We start from the raw sequence: 20,952 nt of genomic DNA, 5'->3' as shown, positions 1-20,952 counted from the left end.
CGCGGGAATGACTGCTATTCGGCGAACTCCGCGAACACCTCGTCCAAGCGGTCCCGGTACTTGCGCTTCTCCCCGGCCCCGATGAAGCTGGCCTCGAAGCTGTTGTTCGCCAGCGTCCAGGCCTGCTGCGCCGACAGGCCGGTGGCCTCGAAAGTCTGCAGGAAGTTGTCGTTGACGTAGCCGCCGAAGTACGCCGGGTCGTCCGAGTTCACCGTCGCCATCAGCCCCGCGTCCAGCAGCTCGCGCAGGTTGTGGTCCTGCAACCGCGGGAACACGCACAGCTTCAGGTTGGACAGCGGGCACACGGTCAGCGGGATGCGGTCCTGCGCCAGCCGGCGCATCAGCTGCGGGTCCTTGCTGGACTGCACGCCGTGGTCGACGCGCTCCACCTTCAGCAGGTCCAGCGCGGTCCATACGTAGGCGGGCGGGCCTTCCTCGCCGGCATGCGCCACCAGGTGCAGGCCCAGCTCGCGGCAGCGCGCGAACACGCGGGCGAACTTCTCCGGCGGGTGCCCGACCTCGCTGGAGTCCAGCCCCACGCCGATGAACCTGTCGCGCCAGGGCAGCGCCTGCTCCAGGGTCTCGAAGGCCTCTTCCTCGCTCAGGTGCCGCAGGAAGCACAGGATCAGCGACGCGCTCACGCCCAGGTCGGTGGCCGCCTTCACGCAGGCCCGGTGCAGGCCGGCGATCACGGTTTCCATCGCCACGCCGCGCGCCGTGTGGGTCTGCGGGTCGAAGAAGATCTCCGCGCGCACCACGTTGTCGGCACGCGCCTTCTCCAGGTAGGCCCAGGCCATGTCGAAGAAGTCCTGCTCGGTGATCAGCACGCTGGCGCCGGCGTAGTAGATGTCCAGGAAGCTCTGCAGGTTGGTGAAGGCGTAGGCGCGCCGCAGTTCCTCCACGCTGGCGTACGGGATCGCCACGCCATTGCGCTTGGCCAGCGCGAAGATCAGCTCGGGCTCCAGCGAGCCCTCGATGTGGATGTGCAGTTCGGCCTTGGGCATGCGGCGCAGCAGCTCCGGGAGCCTTTGCGCGGGGATGGCGGGCAGCTTGTTCATGGCGGGCCATCGTAGCAACCGTGAGAAGGGTCCGCGCCTGTGTCCAATCCGAGACGGGCCCCTTGCCAAGAACACAATTTGAAACGACTATGCCCGACAGCAGACCTTGTCAAGGGCTTCGGGCAGTTGCGGAAGGGCCTCCGGCCAGCGCGCCACCGGCACTCGGCCACCGGTCCACTCCATTGAAGCAATCGTGAGAAAGAGGGTTCAACCAGCAGGACGGATCAGGGCCGCGAGCACGGCAGGCGCCGGGCTGCGCGTCGCGCTGTGCTGCGCCGCGGTGCTGCTGCCCCTGCAGGAAGCCCTGGCCCTGTCGCTGGGCCGGATGCAGGGCACGCCGACCCTCGGCCGGCCGCTGCAGGTGGCGGTGCCGGTCACGCTGCAGCCCGGCGAGGAGCTGCCCTGCGTGCGCGGCGAGCTGCTCCAGGCCGAGATGCTGCCCGCGGCCCTGACGTGGCGGCTGGACCGACAGGAGGGCGGCGCCGCCGTCCTGCGGCTGTCGTCCACCCAGAACGTGCTGGAGCCGGTGATCACCGTGCGGCTGGCGGTCGGCTGCAAGGACCAGTTCACCCAGGGCTACGTGCTGCTGGCCGACCCGCCGCGCGAGACGGTGCCGCTCGTCGTCGAGGCCCCCGCGGCGCCGACCGTAGCGGCTCCCGCGCCCGCGCCGGCCCGCGCCACCCCGCGCCCGGCCCCCGCCGCCCGCCAGGACGGCATGCGCTGGGAAACCTCGATCACCGCCCCCGTGCGCCCGCCCGCCGCGCCACCGCCCGCCCAGGCCGAGGCCCCGGCCGCGCAACCCGACAAGGCCGCCGCCGCGCCTCGCCGTCCCGCCCGGGTGGCGCAGGCGCCCACGCCGCCCAAGCCCGCGGCCGTCGCCGGCGAAGGCCGCCCGCGCCTGCAGGTGGACCTGCTGGACATCGAGATCGACCAGGCCCCGGCGTTGAAGGCATCGACCCAGCTCACGCCGCCGGCCGGCAACGCGCTCACCCGCACCGAGGCCGCCGCCGCGTGGCAGCAGATCAACGCGTCGCCCGAGCAGCAGATGGCCGCCGCGGCCCGCGAGCAGAACCAGGCGGTGCAGGCCGAGATCAAGGCCCTGCGCGAGCAGACCCGCCGCCAGTCCGAGCAGCTGCAGATGCTGGTGGAGCAGCGCAACCTGGTGCGCGACGTCGTCTCGGGCGTGGCCGGCGCCATCGCGCTCGGCCTGCTCCTGCTGCTCTGGCGGCGCTCGCGCGACACCTCGACCGGGCGCCCCTGGTGGCAGAAATCCCGCCCGGTGCCGGTGGCCGCGTCCCGGACCGACAGCAGCTTCGTCGACAGCAGCTTCCCCGTCCAGGACGACGCGCAGGTGCGCCTGGCGCCCGAGCCCGACAGCAGCTGGGGAACGCCCGCGCGCGCGCACGTCGCCGACGCCGTCGTCAGCAAGCTCCCGGAGAGCACCTACGGCCGCAGCCGCCTGCCCAGCGCCGACGAACTGCTGGACGTGCAGGAGAAGGCCAACTTCTTCCTGGCGGTCGGCCAGCCGGAGAAGGCGATCGAGCTGCTCGAGACGCGGCTGATGGAGCACCTGGGCGGCAGCCCCTTCCTCTGGCTGGACCTGCTGGACCTGTGCCGCAAGCTGAACCGCCGCGCCGACTACGAACGGGTGCGCCAGGAATTCCAGAAGGCCTTCGCCGCCCGCATGCCGGACTTCGACGACGCCCAGTTCAACAGCGAGGGCCTGGAGCGCTACCCGAAGGCGCTCTCGCGCATCGCACTGCTCTGGCCTTCGTCGCGCGTGCTGCTGGAGATCGAGAAGTCGCTGTTCGAGGAGCCGGCACCCGGCTCGATCATGTTCGACCTCGAGGCCTCGCGCGAGCTGCTGCTGCTGTACAGCGTGGCGATGGACGTGGTCTCGACGCACGAGGACGGCCGGCCCTACGACCGCACCGAGATCTCGCACCTCGAGACCCGGGAGCACAACACCACCATGCCGGTGCCGCTGATGGCGCTGGACGATTTCAAGCCCCAGCGGCATGAAGCGGTCGCCCTGGACCTGGACTTCGGCCGGCTGGTCATCCCGCCTCCCACGCCCGCACCGGTCGGCGCGGCGGCTGCGAAGCCGGTGGCGCCGTCGGCCGCCGAGATCCGCGCTGCCCGTCGTTCGGAGCCGCGCGAGATCGACTGGGTGATGCCGGACATGCCGGCTGTCGCGCCGCAAGCGCCGGCCCCCTTGCCCGAATCGGAAGCCGAGGAGGAAGCGGTGCTCCCGGCGCTCGACCTGGACCTGCAGGCCGACCCCACCCTGCCGCAGCCCCTGCAGCTGCTGGACGAGCCGCCTGCGGCCAACTGGGGCCTGGACATCGACCTCGACTTCAACGTCGCGCAGCCGGCCCGCACGCCGGTGAAATGAACGCCGGAGCCCCACCGTGAGACTTCGCGCCCTCCTCCATGCCGCCGCCCTGGCCGTGGCCGCGTCGGCCTTGCCGGCGCAGGCCGACGACTGGGTGAGCTACGGGCAGAGCGAGAACGGCTCGTACTACTTCGACCGCGCGACCCTGCGCACCGACGGCGACCGCAAGCGCGTGTGGCGCCTGTTCGCCCTGAAGGCGCCGCGCGGCGACGGCGTTCAGTCGGGCAAGGCGCTGATCGAGTTCAACTGCAAGGCCGAGACCTTCCGCTACCTGCGCACCATGTACTACTCGGGCCCCATGGGCCAGGGCCGCTATGTCGGCGGCGCCAAGGAGCAGTCGACCGAGCCGGTCGGGCCGGGCACGATGATCGGTGAGCTGGCGCGGAGGGTGTGTTAGCTCGCGCGCAGGCGCGCGAGCAGGGGCTAGGGACTAGGGACTAGGGGCTGGGGGCTAGGGAATAAAAAGGGGCTGGGGCCCGGGGCCATTCCCTAGCCCCTAGTCCCCAGCCCCTAGCCCCTGGCGAAAAGCGCCCGCCTCAGCGGGCGCGCCGCCTCACTTCTTCTCGCCGCCCGGCACCTTGCCTTCCACGCCCTGGACGTAGAAGTTGATGCCGCCCAGGAACTTGTCGTCGGCCGCGGCGTCCTTGGCCAGCACTTCCTTGCCGGCGTTGTCCTTGAGCGGGCCCTTCCAGATCACGAAGCTGCCGTCCTTCAGGCCGGCCTTGATCTCGTCGATGCGCTTCTTCGTGTCTTCCGGCACGTCAGCGGCGAGCGACACCATGTCGATGGCGCCTTCCTTCACGCCCCACCAGGCCTGCTGGCCGCCCTGCCACTTGCCTTCCAGCGCGTCGCGCACGGCCTTGGTGTAGTACGGGCCCCAGTTGATGATGGCCGAGCCCAGGTGGGCCTTGGGGCCGTAGGCCGTCATGTCGCTGTCCCAGCCGAAGGCGCGCTTGCCCATCTTCTCGGCGGTCTGCAGCACGGCCGACGAGTCGGTGTTCTGCATCAGCACGTCGGCGCCGCCGTTGATCAGCGAGGTGGCGGCCTCGGTCTCCTTGGGCGGGTTGAACCACTCGCCGACCCAGACCACGCGGGTCTTGACCTTGGGGTTCACCGACTGCGCGCCCAGGGTGAAGCTGTTGATGTTGCGCACGACCTCGGGGATCGGGATCGAGCCCACCACGCCCAGCGTGTTGGTCTTGGTCATCTTGCCGGCGATCACGCCGGCCATGTACGCGCCTTCGTAGGTGCGGCTGTCGTAGGTGCGCAGGTTCTCGCCGGTCTTGTAGCCGGTGGCGTGCTCGAACTTGACGTCCTTGCTGTCGTTGGCCACCTTGAGCATCGGCTCCATGTAGCCGAAGGTGGTGCCGAAGATCAGCTTGTTGCCCTGGCCCACCATGTCGCGGATGACGCGCTCGGCGTCGGCCGACTCGGGCACCTTCTCGACGAAGCTGGTGACGATCTTGTCGCCGAATTCCTTCTCGATCGCCTTGCGGCCGTTGTCGTGCGCGAAGGTCCAGCCGCCGTCGCCCACCGGGCCGACGTAGGCGAAGGCGATCTTCAGCGGCTCCGCCTTGGGCGCCGGGGCGGGGGCCGAAGCGGCGGGCGCGGCAGCCGTGGTCGCGGGTGCGGCTGCGGGCGCCGGCGGCTCCGACTTGCCGCAACCCACCAGGGCCGTGGCGGCGAGCGCCGACAGCGCGGCGGCCTGCAGCAGGGAGCGTTTTCCGAGATCGGTCATGGGGTCCTCTGATTGTTGAAGAAGGTGGAGGCGAAAGCGCAAATTATGTGCCCGGATGGAAGGGTTTCCCAAGCGAAGCCGGCATGTTGATGCGGATCCAGGCCGGGTTGCGGGAGATCAGCGCCAGCACCACGATGGTGGCCAGGTAGGGCAGCATCGTGAGGAACTGGCTGGGCACTTCAACGCCGCTGCCCTGCAGGTGGAACTGCAGCATCGTCACGCCGCCGAACAGGTAGGCGCCCAGCAGCACCCGGGCCGGCCGCCAGGTGGCGAAGGTGGTCAGCGCCAGCGCGATCCAGCCGCGTCCGGCGACCATGCCTTCCACCCACAGCGGCGTGTAGATCACCGCCAGGTAGGCGCCGGCCAGGCCGCACAGGGCGCCGCCCGCGACCACCGCCATCATCCGGATGCGGCGCACCGGGTAACCCAGCGCATGCGCCGAGTCGGGCGACTCGCCCACCGAGCGCAGCACCAGGCCGGCGCGCGAGCGGTACAGGAACCAGACCAGGAACACCACCAGGGCGATGGCCAGGTACACCATCGGGTGCTGGCGGAACAGCGCGGGGCCCACGAGCGGGATGTCGCCCAGCACCGGGATGGAGAACCGCGGCCGCTCGGGCAGCTTTTCCTGCACGTAGCGGATGCCGGCGAAGGCCGAGAAGCCGGCGCCGAACAGGCTGAGCGCCAGGCCGGTGGCGTACTGGTTGGTGTTCAGCCAGATCACCAGCAGGCCGAACAGGGCGGCCAGCGTGGCCCCGGCCGCCGCGCCGGCCACGAAGCCCAGCACGTCGCTGCCGGTGTGCACCACCGTCACGAAGCCGGCGAGCGCGGCGCACAGCATCATCCCTTCGGCACCCAGGTTGACGATGCCGGCCTTCTCGTTGACCAGGAGGCCCAGCGCCGCCAGCGCCAGGACCGTGCCCGCGTTGAGGGTGGCCGCCAGGAGCAGTGCGTAGCTGTCCATCACACCGCCTCCTTCCCGTCGTCCCCGCGCAGGCGACCCACCGCAACGTCATTCCCGCGGAGGCGGGAATCCAGTGCTTCCGCCTTCCCCGCCACCGCCGGCGCGCCGCGCGGGGTCCCCGCCTGCGCGGGAACGACGGCCTTCGTCCACCGCACCCGGTACGCGATCAGCGTGTCGCACGCCAGCAGCGTGAACAGCAGCAGCCCCTGGAACACCCCCGTGAGCGACTTGGGCAGCCCCAGCCGGCTCTGCGCCAGCTCGCCCCCGATGTAGAACATGCTCATGAGCACCGCCGAGAACACCATGCCCACCGGGTGCAACCGGCCGACGAAGGCCACGATGATGGCCGCGAAGCCGTAGCCGGCCGGCACGTAGGGCGTGAGCTGGCCGATCGGCCCCGCCACCTCCAGAGCACCCGCCAGCCCCGCGCAGCCGCCGCTCACCAGCAGCGCCAGCCACAGCGCCCGCCGCGAAGAGAAGCCCGCGTAACGCGCCGCCGCCGGCGCCAGCCCGCCCACCTGCTGCGCGAAGCCGGCCCGGGTGCGGAACAGGAAGACCCACAGCGCCGCCACGCCGGCCAGCGCCACCAGCACCCCGATGCTCACGCGCGAGCCCTGCATCAGCCGCGGGATCTGCGTGACGGAAGCGAAGGTCTTGGTCTGCGGGAAGTTGTAGCCGCCCGGGTCCTTCCAGGGCCCGAACACCAGGTAGAACAGCAGCTGCTCGGCCACGTACACCAGCATCAGGCTGACCAGGATCTCGTTGGCGTTGAAGCGGTCGCGCAGCAGCGCGGTGAGCGAGGCCCACAGCATGCCGCCCGCCACGCCGGCCAGCAGGATGGCCAGCACGATCCAGCGCCCGGTGGTCTTGTCCGCCATCAGCGCCACGCCGCCGGCCAGGATGGCGCCCAGCACGAACTGGCCCTCGGCGCCGATGTTCCAGACGTTGGAGCGGAAGCACACCGCCAGGCCCAGCGCGATGATCAGCAGCGGCGTCGCCTTCACCGTGAGCTCGCCCAGCGCGTACGGCGACTTGATCGGCTCCCAGAAGAACACCTGCAGCCCGCGCACCGGGTCCTTGCCCAGCGCCAGGAACAGCAGCACGCCGATGACGACGGTGAGCGCCAGCGCCAGCAGCGGCGAGGCGATGCTCCAGACCCGCGAGGCCTCGGGCCGTGCTTCCAGCCTAAGCATCGGCGGCCTCCCGTGCGGCGACTTCGGCGGGCGCGTCCCACAGGCCGCTCATCCACGCGCCGATCTTCTCCACCGTCGCCTCGCGGCGGGGCAGCGACGGCGACAGGCGCCCCTTGGCGATGACATGCAGCCGGTCGCTCACTTCGAACAGTTCCTCCAGTTCCTCGCTGACCACCAGCACGGCGCAGCCGGCGTCGCGCAGCGCCAGGATCGCGCCGCGGATCTGGGCGGCGGCGCCCACGTCCACCCCCCAGGTCGGCTGCGAGATCACCAGCAGCCTGGGATTCGCGTCGATCTCGCGCCCGACGATGAACTTCTGCAGGTTGCCGCCCGACAGCGATTTCGCCGCCGCGTCGGGCCCGCCCGCCTTCACGTTGAAGCGGCGGATCACGTCCTGCGCCTGCGTGCGCAGGCCCTTGACGTCGATCCAGCCGGCCCGCCCCACCGCGTCGGTGCGGGTGAGCATCAGGTTGTGCGCCAGCCCCAGCGAGGGCACGGCGCCGCGGCCCAGCCGCTCCTCCGGCACGAAGTGCAGGCCCAGCCGCCGTCGCTGCGCCGGACCCAGTCGCCCGGCGGGCTGGCCCGCGACGCGGACCGACGGCGCCGCCGCCCGCGTGTCCTCGCCCGACAGCGCGTAGAGCAGCTCGCGCTGGCCGTTGCCCGAGACGCCGGCGATGCCGACCACTTCGCCGGCGCGCACCTGCAGCGCGATGCCTTCCAGGTCCACGCCAAAGGGCGAGTCGCGCTCCAGCGTGAGCCCGTCGACCTGCAGCACCGCCTCGCCCGGCGCGTGCTCCCGGTGTTCCAGCTGCGGCGGCTCGGCGCCGATCATCATGCGGCTGAGCGAGGCGTTGCTCTCCTGGCGCGGATCGCATTCGCCGGTGACGCGGCCGCCGCGCAGCACGGTGCAGGCGTCGCACAGCTCGCGGATCTCGTGCAGCTTGTGGCTGATGTACAGGATGCTGCAGCCCTGCGACGCGAGCTGGCGCAGCACCACGAACAGCTTCTCCACCGCCTGCGGCGTGAGCACCGAGGTCGGCTCGTCCAGGATCAGCAGCTGCGGGTCGGTCAGCAGCGCGCGGATGATCTCCACCCGCTGCATCTCACCCACGGACAGCGTGTGCACCGGCCGCGACGGGTCGACGTGCAGCCCGTACTCGGCGGCCTTGGCCTCGATGCGGCGCGCGACTTCGGCGAGCTTCAGTTCCTTGCCCAGCCCGAGCCAGACGTTTTCGGCCACGGTCAGCGTGTCGAACAGGCTGAAGTGCTGGAACACCATGCTGATACCCAGTGCGCGCGCCTCGTGCGGGTTGCGCACCTGCACCGGCTGGCCGTTCCACAGCACCTGGCCGGCATCGGGCTTGACCGAGCCGTAGATGATCTTCATCAGCGTGGACTTGCCGGCGCCGTTCTCGCCCAGCACGGCGTGCGTCTGCCCGGGCAGCACCTGCAGCGACACGCCGTCGTTGGCGACCACGGCCGGATAGCGCTTGGTGATGCCCTGCAGCAGCAGGCGAGGGGTTGCGCTCATCGGGCCAGCCCCTTCTTTTCGTCATCCCCGCGAAGGCGGGGATCCAGTGCTTCCATCGAAGTCCGCTGAAGGCGGACGCTCTGGATTCCCGCCTTCGCGGGAATGACGGCGATGGAAGAGTTGCTCATGCTGGGTCCGTCCTCAGGCGGCCGGCCACGGCCTTGATGCGCCCGCGCAGCCAGCGCGCCGCCGCCGAGGCGTGGCTGCGCTCGTGCCAGAGCTGGTAGTACGTCAGCGGCGGGAAGTCCACCGGCGGCGCGAGCACGGTGACGGGAAGCCGCCCCAGGTAGCGCTCGCAGAACTGGCGGCCGGTCGTCATCACCAGCAGGCTGGAAGCGACCATGGCGGGGATCAGGCCGAAGTGCGCGCAGCGCGCCGTGATGTTGCGCGCCAGGCCCAGGCCTTCGAGGTGCTCGTCGATCACGCCGCGCGCGCCGGGGTGGGTGGGCGTGGGCGCGACGTGCTCCGAGGCCAGCCAGTCGTCCAGCGACCAGCCGCGGCGCACCGCCGGATGGTCGCGCGCCACCAGGCACACGACTTCGTCGGTGAACAGCTCGCCGCGGTGCAGGTCGCCGGGCGGCTGCAGCCAGTTGCCGATCACCACGTCGGTGTCGCCCTGCGCCAGCCGCTCGTGGTAGTGGCCGTCGGGCGAGAGCGGATGGATCTCGATGCGGGTGCGCGGCGCGGCCTGCTTCAGGTCGGCCACCAGGCCGGGCAGGAACTGCGGGTCCAGGTAGTCGCTCGCGGCCAGGCGGAAGGTGTGGGTGGCGGTGGCGGGGTCGAATCCGCGCGCATCGCTGAACAGGGATTCGGCCGCCTGCAGGATGCTGGCGCTGGGGTCCACCATGCGCAGCCCGGCGTCGGTGGGCACCATGCTGGCGCCCGATCGCACCAGCAGGGGATCTCCCGCGAGTTCGCGCAGGCGCTTGAGTGCCGCCGACACCTGGGGCTGGTGCATGCCCAGCCGCAAGGCTGCGCGGGAGACGCTGCGTTCTGTCAGCACGGTGTGCAGGACCCGGATGAGATGGAGATCGATCTTGTCGAAAAGCGCCTGGTCCCTCATACCCCCACCGGCATGGTTTTCATATGGCACGGCTTATGCCGGTGGCATGCTGGCGTTCTACGCTCCCGAAACCCGAGGGTCCTTCCTCCTGCCGCCTGCATGCATCCCAAGACCATCCGATTCATCCGCCGTGGCGAGCCCGTCGCGCTGGGCAATGTACCACCCGACCGCACGCTCCTCGAGGTGCTGCGCGAGGACCTCGGCGCCACCGGCACCAAGGAAGGCTGCGGCGAAGGCGACTGCGGCGCCTGCACCGTCGTGCTGGGCGAGGAGCGCGACGGCAGGCTGCACTGCAAGGCCGTCAACAGCTGCATCCAGCTGGCCCATTCGGTCGACGGCCGCGCGCTGTGGACGGTCGAGGACCTGGCCGGCGACGACGGCCAGCTGCATCCCGCGCAGGAGGCCATGGTGCAGTGCCACGGCTCGCAGTGCGGCTTCTGCACGCCGGGCTTCGTGATGAGCCTGTTCGGCATGTACCAGAACCATGTGGTCCCCGGCCGCCGCATCACGCGGGAGCTGGCGCAGGAAGAGCTGTCGGGCAACCTGTGCCGCTGCACGGGGTACCGGCCGATCCTGGAGGCGGCGCAGCGGATGGGGGAGTTGCCGAGGGTGGCGGTGGATGAGGCCGAGGTGCTCTCCCTGCTCGAACAAGCCCGTCATTCCGCCGAACCCCAACTTCGCCATTCCCGCGGAGGCGGGAACCCAGTGCTTCCCTCCCAGGGCGACGAAAGGCGGGAGCCCTGGATTCCCGCCTCCGCGGGAATGACGGGGACCGCGGGAATGACGGGGACCGAAACATCGTCCTACCTCGCCCCCGAATCCCTCGAAGGGCTCCTCGCCGCCCGCGCCGCCCATCCGCAGGCCCAGGTCGTGGCCGGCTGCACCGACGTCGGCCTGTGGGTCACCAAGCAGCACCAGCGCTTCGCCCAGGTCCTGGACGTCACGCGCGCCCGCGAGCTGCGCCGCATCGAGGACTACGAGCACCACATCGCCATCGGCGCCGCCGTCACGCTGACCGACGCCTACGCGGCCCTGGTCGCGCAGCGGCCGCAGCTCAAGACCTTCGCCAACCGCTTCGCCGGGCTGCCGGTGCGCAACGCGGGCACGCTGGGCGGCAACGTCGCCAACGGCTCCCCCATCGGCGACTCCATGCCGCTCCTGATCGCGCTGGACGCGCAGCTGGTGCTGATGAAAGAGGGCGCCAGCCGCCACTTGCCGCTGGAGGCCTTCTACACGGGCTACCGGCGCACCGTGCTCGCACCCGACGAGCTGGTGGCCTGGATCCTGGTGCCGCGGCCGCGCCCCGCCGAGTTCCTGCGCGCCTACAAGATCTCCAAGCGCTTCGACGACGACATCTCGGCCGTGTGCCTGGTCGTGCGGCTGGAACTGGACGGTGGCCGCGTGGCGCGCATCGGCATCGGCGCCGGCGGCGTGGCCGCCACGCCGGTCCGCGCCTCCCGCACCGAAGCCTTCCTGGCCGGCCGCCAGTGGACCATCGACACCGCGCGCGAGGCAGCGCAACTCCTGCGCGAGGAGTTCCAGCCGATCTCCGACATGCGCGCCAGCGCCGGCTACCGCAGCCAGGTGCTGGGCAACCTGATGCAGCGCTTCTGGCTCGAATCGCAGGGGGCCACGTCCATCAACCTCGAGCAGTTCCGCCTGCAGGAGCTGGCCGCATGACCGCGCGCGACGACGAATTCACCTCCGCCACCGGCGGCGGACCGGCCGGCCCGGCCGACGCGGGCGAGCGCAACCTGGCGCCGGCCACGCGCTCCGCGCACGCCCCGGCGTCGCCGCGGCCGGCGGTGGGCCACGCGCGGCCGCACGAGAGCGCCCGCGCCCAGGTGGCCGGCACCGCGACCTATGTCGACGACATTCCCGAGGTGAAGGGCACGCTGCACGCGGCGCCCATCCTCTCGACGGTGCCGCACGGCCGGCTGCGCGGGGTCGACACGCGCAAGGCACAGGCCCTGCCCGGCGTGCGCGGCGTGGTGCTGCCGCGCGACATCCCCGGCGATCCCATCCTCGCGACCTTCGTGCACGACGAGCCGATCTTCGCCATCGACGAGGTGCGCCACGTCGGCCAGGTGGTCGGCCTGGTGGTGGCCGACACGGTGATGCAGGCGCGCCGCGCGGCGCGCCAGGTGCAGCTGGACATCGAGCCGCTGCCGGCCGTGCTCGACGTGCGGCAGGCCCATGCCGCGCAGAGCTACGTGCTGCCGCCCGTGGTGGTGCGCCGCGGCGAGCCGGAAGCGGCGCTCGCCGCCGCCAGGCACCGCCTGGCCGGCCAGCTGGAGGTGGGCGGCCAGGAGCACTTCTACCTGGAAGGCCAGGTGGCCTACGCGCTGCCGCTGGAGCAGGACCAGTGGTGGATCCACTCCAGCACCCAGCACCCCGGCGAGGTGCAGCACTGGGTGGCGCATGCGCTCGGCCTGGAGAACAACGCGGTCACGGTCGAATGCCGGCGCATGGGCGGCGGCTTCGGCGGCAAGGAGACGCAGGCCGGCCACATGGCCGTCTGGGCCGCGCTGGCCGCTCGCAAGCTCAAGCGGCCGGTCAAGCTGCGCCTGGACCGCGACGACGACTTCCTGGTGACCGGCAAGCGCCACCCCTTCGCCTACGACTGGGAAGCGGGCTTCGACGACGACGGCCGGCTCACCGCGCTCAAGCTCACCATGCTGGCCAACTGCGGCTTCTCGGCCGACCTGTCCGGCCCGGTGGCCGACCGCGCCATCTTCCACACCGACAACGCCTACTACCTGTCGGACGTGGAGATCGCCTCGTACCGCTGCCGCACCAACACCCAGAGCCACACCGCCTTCCGCGGCTTCGGCGGGCCTCAGGGCGTGATCCTGATCGAGGCCGTCCTCGGCGACATCGCGCGCCACCTGGGCCGCGATCCGCTGGACGTGCGCAAGGCCAACCTGTACGGCGTGGGCGAGCGCGACGTCACGCACTACCGCATGAAGGTCGAGGACAACATCCTCGGGCCGCTGATCTCGCAGCTGGAGCGCTCATCCGCCTACCGCGCGCGCCGGCAGGCGATCGCCGCCTGGAACGAGGGCAGCGCGGTGATCAAGCGCGGCATCGCCATCACGCCGGTCAAGTTCGGCATCAGCTTCACCGCCACCTTCTTCAACCAGGCCGGCGCGCTGGTGCACGTGTTCACCGACGGCAGCGTGCAGGTCAACCACGGCGGCACCGAGATGGGCCAGGGTCTGCACACCAAGGTGATGCAGGTCGTGGCCGACGAGCTGGGCGTGCCCTTCGAGCGCGTGCGCTGCACGCCGACCGAGACGGGCAAGGTGCCCAACGCGTCGGCGACGGCGGCGTCCAGCGGCACCGACCTCAACGGCCGCGCCGCCCAGTTCGCGGCGCGCAACGTGCGCGACAACCTGGCGGCCTTCGTCGCCGGCCTCGATGGCTGCGGCGCGGGGGCGGTGTCGTTCCGCGCGGGCCAGGTGATCTCGCCCAAGAGCACGCGCAGTTTCGACGAGGTGGTCAAGGCCGCCTACGCCAACCGCATCCAGCTGTGGAGCGACGGCTTCTACCGCACGCCCAAGATCCACTACGACAAGGTGACGCTCACCGGCCGGCCGTTCTACTACTTCAGCTACGGCGCGGCCTGCAGCGAGGTGGCGATCGACACGCTCACCGGGGAGAGCCGGCTGCTGAAGGTGGACATCCTGCACGACGTGGGCACCTCGCTGAACCCGGCCATCGACCTCGGGCAGATCGAGGGCGGCTTCATCCAGGGCGTGGGCTGGCTCACCACCGAACAGCTGGTCTGGAACGACAAGGGCGTGCTGGCCACGCACGCGCCCAGCACCTACAAGATCCCCGCCACCGGCGACGTGCCGGAGCATTTCGTGGTCGAGCTGTGGCCCGAGGGCAACCGCGAGGACAACGTCGGCGGCAGCAAGGCCGTGGGCGAGCCGCCCTTCATGCTGGCGATCAGCGCCTGGGAGGCGATCCGCGATGCGGTGCATGCCGCGCGCGGCAACGCCTCGGCGCTGGTGGCGCCCGCGACGGCGGAGAACGTCCTGCGCGCGCTCGACTCATCCTGCCGATGAGCACCTGAACCCTGCGTGGCCGGGCAGAATGCCCGCATGCGCATCGTGAGCACCTCGCTGCTGTTCTGGGCCGACGGGATGACCGTCGCGCCGGGCCTGGTCTTCGTGCATCCGCGCGTGCGCACCGATGCCGGCCTGCTGGCGCACGAGGCCGTGCACTGCCGGCAGATGCGCGAGGTGGGGCTGCTGCGGTTCTGGTGGTTCTACTTCACCTGCCCGGCCTTCCGCCTGTGGGCGGAGGTCGAGGCCTATCGCGTCTCGCTGCGCCACCAGCCCAGCGGCGTGCGGCACTTCGCCCGCGCGCTGGCGCACGGCTACCTGCTGCGCATCACGCCCGCGCAGGCCGAAAGCCTGCTGCGCGGCTGACACGCGCGGCAGGTGCTTCGCTTTCCGGGGATCTCAGAGGTACCAGACCGCCAGCAGGCTGGCGCAGCCCCACATCAGCAGGCTGGCCACGCCGCCGAGCAGGCCGACCGTCGCGGCCTCCGCGTCGATGGGCTCGTACGCTTCCGCGACTTCGGGCGCCCAGGACGTCCAGCCGCTGGCCGGCATCGGCCTGGCGATGGCGACGAGGGGGGTGGAAGTCTCGGGGGACATGGCGGGCTCCGTGGTGGCGTTGGTGGTTGGCAGCCATGGTCCGGTAGCCGCCCCGCGCCGGCTGTAGGAAGCCTGCCGTTGTTGGGGGCGGAGAACGGCGCGGCGTGGGGGCGAAGGGAAGGCGCCGCTTGCAGGAGGCGGGCTCGCCGCCGCGTGCAAGGCGGCGCGCGCGGGACGAGAATCCGCGCATGGAAACCCCCGCCGTCACCTTCGATGAGTTCCGGCGCGACGCGCTGGCCCGCGGCTTCGACGAGGTGCTCGAACGCCAGTGGGCGCCGGGCACGGTGCTGGAGAGCCACACCCACCCGTTCGGCGTCGAGGCGCTGGTGGTGCAGGGCGAGATGTGGCTGGACGACCGCCACCTGCTGCCCGGCGCGAGCTTCCAGCTCGATGCGAACGTGCCGCACACCGAGCGCTACGGCAGCGAAGGCGCGACCTACTGGGTCGCGCGGCGCAACGCCTAGGAGCCTGCTCCTAGCCTTCGCGCGCCAGGCGCAGGCCGCGGCCCAGGGCCCAGACGCCCCAGCACACCATCGTCAGCGCGGCCGTGTAGCCGGCCGCCGATTCCGGCACGAAGAAAGTCGGCCAGTCGGGGAAGCGGTCGGCCAGCGTGCCGGCGGTGCGCTGCGCCCCCAGCTGCGCGAGCAGGCCGCACAAGAGGGCGATCGTCCCGGCGAAGAACATCCAGAGGCCCGCCTGTACGCTGCGGCGGGCGGCCATCGGCGCGGCCGAAGTGGGGGTGTGGAGCATCAGCTCATCATGGGGTCCGGTCGTCCGGTGTCCATGCGCCGGGAAGCCGGTAGCGCCGTAAAGCCGAGCCTCCGTGGCGCGCTGCGCGTGCGCGATGCGCCAGCCCCACAAAGCCCCAACCCATCCATTGCGATTCGGTACAGCTTGAATCGCGACGCTCAGGCGTTGTCGGCGGCGGCTGACACACGGACGAGCGATTGCCGACTAAGGTGCGGGCCATCGAATGCGTGGATCAGCGGTACCCGGATGAATGAGAAAGACGTAAGAAAAGAGAATCAGGACGAAGCCCGGCAGCAGGAGCAGCGGGCACAGGACGAACCCACGGGCGCGGCCGGCCGCCGTCGCCCCCGCAGCGGCGAAGGCATGGCCAGCGTGCTGACCCACCTGCGCGAGCAGGAGTCCCAGCGCGTCCAGGACGACCCCACGGTAGGCCCCGGCAGCCGGGACTGACGCGTCTGTCCGGTCCTACGCGCGGCCCGGTTCGCATCGCACGCACATGCGGTGCACATTCCGACCTCCAGCAGGCCGGGGGCCGCGAACACTTCCATGTCCAGGTGCGACATGGAACGCAAGCCCCCACCCCCCGCCAGCAGCAAGCGCCCGGCCGGCGAAACCCGGCCGCAGACGGGTGCGGGCCGCTCGGGCCGCGGCTCGGCCAGCGCGCTGGAGGCCTGGAAGAAGCTCGAGCAGTCCCGCAACCCCCGCGGGCCGCGCGACCCCGACCCGCCGTCGCGCTGATCGGACACTCGGGGCCGGCAAGCGCCCACCCGGGGTTCTTTCCTACACGCCGGCTACCTCTTCCGTTGTACGTTCCGGGCATGGGCTCCCCCGTGCAGGAAATCCCCGTCCACGTCGGCCAGCGCCTGCGCGATCCGCACGGGCGCCTGTGGGTCGTGCGCGAGCTGATGCCGATCGCTCGCACCACCGACAGCGCCCACTGGTTCGTGGCGCGCATGGATTTCTGGTCGCCTTCCGGCAATGCCGGCACGGTCACCATGTCCTCTCAGGAGTTCGCGACGCTGGTGAAGGAGTCCGTGCCCTCGCCGCGCCGCCGCCCCGCAGGCTGAGCTGTAGTCCGCTCAGCCCGTCAACTCGCCTTCCTCTCCTACAGGGCCGCCGCTGAGGCAGCCGCAACATGCCTTTTCGAACATCCCGATACCGGGAGGTGAGACGGACTGGGAACCGCATGGGCGCTCCGTCGGCCCCGCAAGGGGCTTGCCTCGCGCCCTGCGCCACGCCCCCGCGGCCCCGCGCCGCTAGAGGGCCTTCATCCAGGCGGCCATGTCGTCGGCCACCTGCGCCACCAGCTGCGGCTGCCCCGCCAGGTAGTGGTTGCCCCCCTTCACGTCGATGTTGCGGATGCGGCCCGTGGCGGCCGCGAGCCAGGCATCGCGCGTGCTGGGAAACGTCGACTGGTCCCCCGTGTAGGTGTGCAGCAGCACCGGCACCGAGGTCCGGGCCAGGTTGGACGGCCCGTCGGCGCGGCTGCGCGGCGACCACTGCGAGAGGAATGCCGTGAGCGAGGTGATGCGTCCCATCTGGCTGGCCGCATAGTTCACCGCGCGCGCCCCGGCCGCGCCCGCGCCCCACACGCTGCCGACCTCGCGGTCGTTCGCGTCGAGCGACAGGTCCAGGCAGCGCGGGTCGGCATGCGTGCGGTGGATGACGAACACCTGGTCGCGCGGGCTGCCCGGCGTGCGCAGGCTGCGCAGCAGCGCGAGGCGGTGCTCGACCCAGGTGTCGATGCGCTTCAACCGCGACTGCTGCCCCTCCTGGAAGCGCGCCAGGAACTGCGGCGAGTACGGCGGCCCGTTGGCCGGGTCATACATGTCCAGGTCGGGGTTGGCCGACAGCGGATCGGCCTCGTCGAACACCGAGGGATCGATCCAGCGCCGCATCAGGTGCGAGCGGCCCTCGTGCGCCGCGCACAGCGCCAGGCCCTGCACCGGCGGCAGGTCCTGCGGCGACAGGCCGGCCGGGTCGCCGTCCAGCAGGCGGTCGATCGTCAGGTGCTCGGCCTGCGCCTGGTAGAAGGCCGCGAGCGAAGCACCACCCGAGTTGCCCACCAGCACCACCTTGTCGTAGCCCTCCGATCGCAGGAACTGCACGCCCGCGCCCAGGTCCTGCAGCACGCGCTCCATCAGCAGCAGCGTGTCGTTGCCGGCGTAGCGAGAGTTCAGCCCCAGGCAGGTGACGCCGCGGTCGGCCAGCGGCCCGATCAGGTAGTGCCCCATGAAGTTGCTGGTGGGGTGCATGACGATGGCCGCCACCTTCTTGGGGCCCACGGGCTCGGCCCAGGCGCCGTAGATGCGCGGGCGCAGCATCTGCAGGCCCGACTGGCTCTCCAGCGCGGCGCCCGGTTTGACGTCGATGACGGCGAGCTGAAGCGGCGGTGCGGTCATGTCGGCGGGTTCTCCGGGTCCTGGGCCGACGATTGTGGCCTCAGTCGCCTTCGCGGAACAGCGCCTCGATGCGCCCGCGCAGCCAGGCATTGCCCGGCTCGGCCTCGAAGCGGCGGCTCCAGTGCAGCGACACGGTGAAGTCGCGCCCCGCCACCGGCGGCTCGACGATGGCGTAGCCGCCCTGGGCCGCGAAGCCGAGCGCGATGTCGCGCGGCATGATCACCGCCAGGTCGGTGGCGCGCACGATGGCGGGCAGCACCATGAAGTGCTCGGTGGTCAGCCGCAGCCGCTCCTCCACCCGAAGCCGCTGCAGGATGCGCAGCGTGTCCGAATGGGTGCGCACGTTGACGAACTCGAGTTCGCGCAGCGCCTGCAGCAGGGCCGCGCCGGTGCGGCGCTTGCGGGTGAAGGGATGGCCCTCGCGCAGCAGCACGATGTAGCGGTCGCGCAGCAGCTCCGAACGCTGCGTGTCCCGCACCGTGGGCAGGAAGCCGAAGGCGAAGTCGATGCGGCCGGCGTCCAGCGCGTCGGCGATCTCCTCGCGGCGCAGCGGCAGCGTCTCGATGCGCACGCCGGGCGCCTGCTCGCGCAGCGCCACCATCAGCTCGGGCAGGAAGCGGCCTTCGCCGATGTCGCTCATGTGGATGCGGAAGGTGCGCTGCGCCCGCGCCGGCTCGAACCCCGCCGATTCGCCCAGCGCCAGCTCCAGCGTGGCCAGCGCACTGGCCACCGCGGGCGCCAGCCGCTCGGCCTTGGGCGTGGGCTGCACGCCGCCGGCCGCGCGCATGAAGAGCGGGTCGCGGATGAGCGTGCGCAGCCGCTGCAGCCCCTGGCTGGCGGCCGGCTGGGTGAGCCCCAGGCGTTCGGCGGCGCGGCTCACGCTGCGCGCCCGGTAGACCGCATCGAACAGCCGCAGCAGGTTGAGGTCGACGTCGTTGAGATGCATCCTGCTTATGACGCTTAGTCGGTTCATTGTATTGATGGATACCGGCACGAAGCGCACACTCGCCGGCTGCACCGACCGGAGCCGCATCTTGGAAGTCTCTTTCAGCAAGGAAATCGAACAGCTGCGCCTCAAGCAGGGCGAGGTGTTCCACGGCGAGGGGATCCTCGCCATCACCAAGGCGCTGCTGCAGTCCGGGGTCGCCTACGTCGGCGGCTACCAGGGCGCGCCCGTCTCCCACCTGCTGGACGTGATGGTCCAGGCCAAGCCCTACCTGGACGAGCTGGGCGTGCACGTGGAGGCCTGCTCCAACGAGGCGTCCGCGGCCGCGATGCTGGGCGCCTCGATCCACTACCCGCTGCGCGGCGCGGTGACCTGGAAGTCCATCGTGGGCACCAACGTGGCGTCCGATGCGCTGTCCAACCTGTCGTCGCCGGGCGTCAAGGGCGGCGCGCTGATCGTGGTGGGCGAGGACTACGGCGAAGGCGCCTCGGTGATCCAGGAGCGTACCCACGCCTACGCGCTCAAGTCCACCATGTGCCTGCTGGACCCGCGGCCCGACCTGCCGCAGATGGTGGACATGGTCGAGCACGGCTTCCGGCTGTCGGAGGCCTCCAACATGCCGGCCATCCTGGAGCTGCGCATCCGCGCCTGCCACGTGCGCGGCAGCTTCGAGGCCCGCGACAACCTGCCGCCGGCGGTGTCGACCCGGCAGCTGATGGAGCAGCCGGCGGCCTTCGACTACATGCGCCTGGCGCACCCGCCGGTGACCTTCCGGCACGAGAAGCTCAAGGCCGAGGAGCGCATCCCGGCGGCGCGCCGCTACATCGTGGAGAACCGGCTCAACGAGCTGATGCCCGGGCGCCACGAGGACGTGGGCATCATCGTCCAGGGCGGCCTGTACAACGCGCTGGTGCGCAGCCTGCAGCAGCTGGGCCTGGCCGACGCCTTCGGCGCCAGCGAGATCCCGCTGCTGGTCTTGAACGTCACCTGTCCGCTGGTGCCCGAGCAGGTCGCCGAGTTCTGCGCCGGCAAGCGCGCCGTGCTGGTGGTCGAGGAAGGCCAGCCCGAGTACATCGAACAGGAGATCGCCACCCACTTGCGCCGGCGCGACCTGCAGACGCGCCTGCACGGCAAGGACCTGCTGCCTTCGGGCGGCGAGTACACGGTGGAGGTGCTGTCGCAGGGCCTGACGCAGTTCGCTTCCAGCTACCTGCCGGGCGAAGGCCCGGAAACCGCCAAGCGCTGGCTCACCGCGAACCGCGAACGCCGCGAAGCGGCCACCGCCCTGCTCGCCAAACCCCTGCCCGCGCGCCCGCCGAGCTTCTGCATCGGCTGCCCCGAACGCCCGGTGTTCGCTGCGCTCAAGCTGGCGCAGCAGCAGATGGGCCCGGTGCACGTGGCCGCCGACATCGGCTGCCATGCCTTCGGCACCTTCGAGCCCTTCTCCATGGGCCACTCCATCCTGGGCTACGGCATGAGCCTGGCCAGCCGCGCCGGCGTGTCGCCCATGATGCAGAAGCGCACGCTGGCCATCATGGGCGACGGCGGTTTCTGGCACAACGGCCTGCTCACCGGCGTGCAGAGCGCCCTCTTCAACGGCGACGACGCGGTCCTGCTGATCTTCAAGAACGGCTACACCTCGGCGACGGGCACGCAGGAGATCATCTCCACGCCGGCCGACGATGCGAAGTTCGAGGGCGGCGACAAGAGCAAGAGCGTGGTCCACACCAACCGCACCATCGAGTCGACGCTGCAGGGCCTGGGCATCCAGTGGATGCGCACCGTCCACACCTACGAGGTGGAGGCGATGCGCCGCACGCTGATCGAGGCGTTCACCAGCGACTTCAACGGCCTGAAGGTGATCGTGGCCGAAGGCGAATGCCAGCTGGAGCGCCAGCGCCGCATCAAGCCCTGGATCGCCGGCCTGCTGAAGAAGGGCAAGCGCGTGGTGCGCGTCAAGTACGGCGTCGACGAGGACGTGTGCAACGGCGACCACGCCTGCATCCGCCTGTCCGGCTGCCCGACGCTCACGCTCAAGGACAACCCCGACCCGCTCAAGGTCGACCCGGTCGCCACCGTGATCGACGGCTGCGTGGGCTGCGGCCTGTGCGGCGCCAACGCCCATGCGGCCACGCTGTGCCCCAGCTTCTACCGTGCCGAGGTCGTGCAGAACCCGCGCTGGCACGAACGCCTGTTCCACTCCCTGCGCGGCGCCTTCGTCCGTGCGTTGCAGCCCGCCTGA

At 71.1% G+C, this 20,952-nt stretch carries 20 protein-coding genes; 10 read left to right on the top strand and 10 right to left on the bottom strand.

The features are described 5' to 3' along the window. Positions 1 to 14 precede the first annotated feature (14 nt). Positions 15 to 1,058, bottom strand: coding sequence for an adenosine deaminase (locus tag ASG30_RS01840; protein ID WP_055891681.1), 1,044 nt, complete (start codon positions 1,056 to 1,058; stop codon positions 15 to 17). Between the two features lie 193 nt (positions 1,059 to 1,251). Between ASG30_RS01840 and ASG30_RS01835 the strand changes: the two genes are divergently transcribed. Both ASG30_RS01835 and ASG30_RS01830 read left to right on the top strand, forming a co-directional pair. Further along, positions 1,252 to 3,453, top strand: a complete 2,202-nt coding sequence (locus ASG30_RS01835; protein WP_156385377.1) for a hypothetical protein — start codon at positions 1,252 to 1,254, stop codon at positions 3,451 to 3,453. 16 nt (positions 3,454 to 3,469) lie between these two features. Next, positions 3,470 to 3,850 carry a surface-adhesin E family protein gene (locus tag ASG30_RS01830; RefSeq protein WP_055891676.1) on the top strand — a complete coding sequence of 127 codons (381 nt, stop codon included), beginning with the start codon at positions 3,470 to 3,472 and terminating at the stop codon, positions 3,848 to 3,850. A 156-nt stretch (positions 3,851 to 4,006) separates the two neighbouring features. Here ASG30_RS01830 and ASG30_RS01825 read toward each other — a convergent pair whose 3' ends face one another. From ASG30_RS01825 to ASG30_RS01805, 5 genes are all read right to left on the bottom strand, one after another. Beyond that, positions 4,007 to 5,191, bottom strand: coding sequence for a BMP family ABC transporter substrate-binding protein (locus ASG30_RS01825; protein ID WP_055891674.1), 1,185 nt, complete (start codon positions 5,189 to 5,191; stop codon positions 4,007 to 4,009). Positions 5,192 to 5,234: 43 nt separating this feature from the next. Next, positions 5,235 to 6,155 (bottom strand): ABC transporter permease, encoded by a 921-nt coding sequence (locus ASG30_RS01820; RefSeq protein WP_055891671.1) that lies wholly within the window; start codon positions 6,153 to 6,155, stop codon positions 5,235 to 5,237. Next, entirely contained in the window at positions 6,155 to 7,348 is a 1,194-nt protein-coding gene (locus ASG30_RS01815) for an ABC transporter permease (protein ID WP_082521816.1), read from the bottom strand. The genes ASG30_RS01820 and ASG30_RS01815 overlap by 1 nt, the downstream gene beginning before the upstream one ends. Beyond that, the gene (locus tag ASG30_RS01810; protein WP_055891669.1) at positions 7,341 to 8,879 is read right to left on the bottom strand and encodes an ABC transporter ATP-binding protein; all 1,539 of its coding nucleotides are present in this window, start codon (positions 8,877 to 8,879) and stop codon (positions 7,341 to 7,343) included. The genes ASG30_RS01815 and ASG30_RS01810 overlap by 8 nt, the downstream gene beginning before the upstream one ends. Before the next feature lie 124 nt (positions 8,880 to 9,003). Then, positions 9,004 to 9,942 carry a LysR family transcriptional regulator gene (locus ASG30_RS01805; RefSeq protein ID WP_055891666.1) on the bottom strand — a complete coding sequence of 313 codons (939 nt, stop codon included), beginning with the start codon at positions 9,940 to 9,942 and terminating at the stop codon, positions 9,004 to 9,006. 99 nt (positions 9,943 to 10,041) lie between these two features. Between ASG30_RS01805 and xdhA the strand changes: the two genes are divergently transcribed. The 3 genes from xdhA to ASG30_RS01790 are packed head-to-tail and all read left to right on the top strand — an operon-like array spanning position 10,042 to position 14,381. Next, on the top strand, positions 10,042 to 11,622 hold the full coding sequence (gene xdhA, locus ASG30_RS01800) for a xanthine dehydrogenase small subunit (protein ID WP_055891664.1): 1,581 nt from the start codon (positions 10,042 to 10,044) through the stop codon (positions 11,620 to 11,622). Beyond that, a complete protein-coding gene (gene xdhB / locus ASG30_RS01795) occupies positions 11,619 to 14,015 on the top strand; it encodes a xanthine dehydrogenase molybdopterin binding subunit (RefSeq protein WP_055891661.1) in 2,397 nt (798 codons plus the stop codon). The genes xdhA and xdhB overlap by 4 nt, the downstream gene beginning before the upstream one ends. A 36-nt stretch (positions 14,016 to 14,051) precedes the next feature. Further along, the gene (locus ASG30_RS01790) at positions 14,052 to 14,381 is read left to right on the top strand and encodes a hypothetical protein (RefSeq protein WP_055891659.1); all 330 of its coding nucleotides are present in this window, start codon (positions 14,052 to 14,054) and stop codon (positions 14,379 to 14,381) included. Positions 14,382 to 14,414: 33 nt separating this feature from the next. Here ASG30_RS01790 and ASG30_RS01785 read toward each other — a convergent pair whose 3' ends face one another. After that, complete coding sequence (locus ASG30_RS01785; protein ID WP_055891656.1) at positions 14,415 to 14,612, bottom strand: hypothetical protein; 198 nt, start codon at positions 14,610 to 14,612, stop codon at positions 14,415 to 14,417. 188 nt (positions 14,613 to 14,800) lie between these two features. Here ASG30_RS01785 and ASG30_RS01780 point away from each other — a divergent pair, with 188 nt between their 5' ends. Next, complete coding sequence (locus tag ASG30_RS01780; RefSeq protein WP_055891653.1) at positions 14,801 to 15,076, top strand: cupin domain-containing protein; 276 nt, start codon at positions 14,801 to 14,803, stop codon at positions 15,074 to 15,076. Positions 15,077 to 15,086: 10 nt separating this feature from the next. Here ASG30_RS01780 and ASG30_RS01775 read toward each other — a convergent pair whose 3' ends face one another. Further along, entirely contained in the window at positions 15,087 to 15,362 is a 276-nt protein-coding gene (locus ASG30_RS01775; RefSeq protein WP_055891650.1) for a hypothetical protein, read from the bottom strand. 246 nt (positions 15,363 to 15,608) lie between these two features. Between ASG30_RS01775 and ASG30_RS01770 the strand changes: the two genes are divergently transcribed. From ASG30_RS01770 to ASG30_RS01765, 3 genes are all read left to right on the top strand, one after another. After that, the gene (locus ASG30_RS01770; RefSeq protein WP_055891648.1) at positions 15,609 to 15,812 is read left to right on the top strand and encodes a hypothetical protein; all 204 of its coding nucleotides are present in this window, start codon (positions 15,609 to 15,611) and stop codon (positions 15,810 to 15,812) included. Positions 15,813 to 15,923: 111 nt separating this feature from the next. Further along, on the top strand, positions 15,924 to 16,100 hold the full coding sequence (locus tag ASG30_RS22320; RefSeq protein WP_156385376.1) for a hypothetical protein: 177 nt from the start codon (positions 15,924 to 15,926) through the stop codon (positions 16,098 to 16,100). Between the two features lie 80 nt (positions 16,101 to 16,180). After that, on the top strand, positions 16,181 to 16,429 hold the full coding sequence (locus ASG30_RS01765; RefSeq protein WP_055891644.1) for a hypothetical protein: 249 nt from the start codon (positions 16,181 to 16,183) through the stop codon (positions 16,427 to 16,429). 189 nt (positions 16,430 to 16,618) lie between these two features. Here ASG30_RS01765 and ASG30_RS01760 read toward each other — a convergent pair whose 3' ends face one another. Both ASG30_RS01760 and ASG30_RS01755 read right to left on the bottom strand, forming a co-directional pair. Then, positions 16,619 to 17,764 carry an alpha/beta hydrolase family protein gene (locus ASG30_RS01760; RefSeq protein ID WP_055891642.1) on the bottom strand — a complete coding sequence of 382 codons (1,146 nt, stop codon included), beginning with the start codon at positions 17,762 to 17,764 and terminating at the stop codon, positions 16,619 to 16,621. 40 nt (positions 17,765 to 17,804) lie between these two features. Further along, on the bottom strand, positions 17,805 to 18,710 hold the full coding sequence (locus tag ASG30_RS01755) for a LysR family transcriptional regulator (protein ID WP_200947218.1): 906 nt from the start codon (positions 18,708 to 18,710) through the stop codon (positions 17,805 to 17,807). 88 nt (positions 18,711 to 18,798) lie between these two features. On the opposite strand from ASG30_RS01755, the gene ASG30_RS01750 reads away from it, so the two are divergent. Then, positions 18,799 to 20,952 (top strand): thiamine pyrophosphate-dependent enzyme, encoded by a 2,154-nt coding sequence (locus ASG30_RS01750; RefSeq protein WP_055891951.1) that lies wholly within the window; start codon positions 18,799 to 18,801, stop codon positions 20,950 to 20,952.

Source organism: Ramlibacter sp. Leaf400, assembly GCF_001424545.1.
GTDB lineage: Bacteria > Pseudomonadota > Gammaproteobacteria > Burkholderiales > Burkholderiaceae_C > Ramlibacter.
This window is presented reverse-complemented; position numbering and strand designations above follow the sequence as displayed.

Coding starts and splice junctions, on each gene's coding strand:
- ASG30_RS01825 (WP_055891674.1), bottom strand. CDS start 5,191: ATGACCGATCTCGGAAAACGCTCCCTGCTGCAGGCCGCCGCGCTGTCG.
- ASG30_RS01840 (WP_055891681.1), bottom strand. CDS start 1,058: ATGAACAAGCTGCCCGCCATCCCCGCGCAAAGGCTCCCGGAGCTGCTG.
- ASG30_RS01805 (WP_055891666.1), bottom strand. CDS start 9,942: ATGAGGGACCAGGCGCTTTTCGACAAGATCGATCTCCATCTCATCCGG.
- ASG30_RS01790 (WP_055891659.1), top strand. CDS start 14,052: ATGCGCATCGTGAGCACCTCGCTGCTGTTCTGGGCCGACGGGATGACC.
- ASG30_RS01810 (WP_055891669.1), bottom strand. CDS start 8,879: ATGAGCGCAACCCCTCGCCTGCTGCTGCAGGGCATCACCAAGCGCTAT.
- ASG30_RS01785 (WP_055891656.1), bottom strand. CDS start 14,612: ATGTCCCCCGAGACTTCCACCCCCCTCGTCGCCATCGCCAGGCCGATG.
- ASG30_RS01755 (WP_200947218.1), bottom strand. CDS start 18,710: ATGCATCTCAACGACGTCGACCTCAACCTGCTGCGGCTGTTCGATGCG.
- ASG30_RS01815 (WP_082521816.1), bottom strand. CDS start 7,348: ATGCTTAGGCTGGAAGCACGGCCCGAGGCCTCGCGGGTCTGGAGCATC.
- ASG30_RS01820 (WP_055891671.1), bottom strand. CDS start 6,155: ATGGACAGCTACGCACTGCTCCTGGCGGCCACCCTCAACGCGGGCACG.
- ASG30_RS01780 (WP_055891653.1), top strand. CDS start 14,801: ATGGAAACCCCCGCCGTCACCTTCGATGAGTTCCGGCGCGACGCGCTG.
- ASG30_RS22320 (WP_156385376.1), top strand. CDS start 15,924: ATGGAACGCAAGCCCCCACCCCCCGCCAGCAGCAAGCGCCCGGCCGGC.
- ASG30_RS01775 (WP_055891650.1), bottom strand. CDS start 15,362: ATGCTCCACACCCCCACTTCGGCCGCGCCGATGGCCGCCCGCCGCAGC.
- ASG30_RS01765 (WP_055891644.1), top strand. CDS start 16,181: ATGGGCTCCCCCGTGCAGGAAATCCCCGTCCACGTCGGCCAGCGCCTG.
- xdhB (WP_055891661.1), top strand. CDS start 11,619: ATGACCGCGCGCGACGACGAATTCACCTCCGCCACCGGCGGCGGACCG.
- ASG30_RS01760 (WP_055891642.1), bottom strand. CDS start 17,764: ATGACCGCACCGCCGCTTCAGCTCGCCGTCATCGACGTCAAACCGGGC.
- ASG30_RS01770 (WP_055891648.1), top strand. CDS start 15,609: ATGAATGAGAAAGACGTAAGAAAAGAGAATCAGGACGAAGCCCGGCAG.
- xdhA (WP_055891664.1), top strand. CDS start 10,042: ATGCATCCCAAGACCATCCGATTCATCCGCCGTGGCGAGCCCGTCGCG.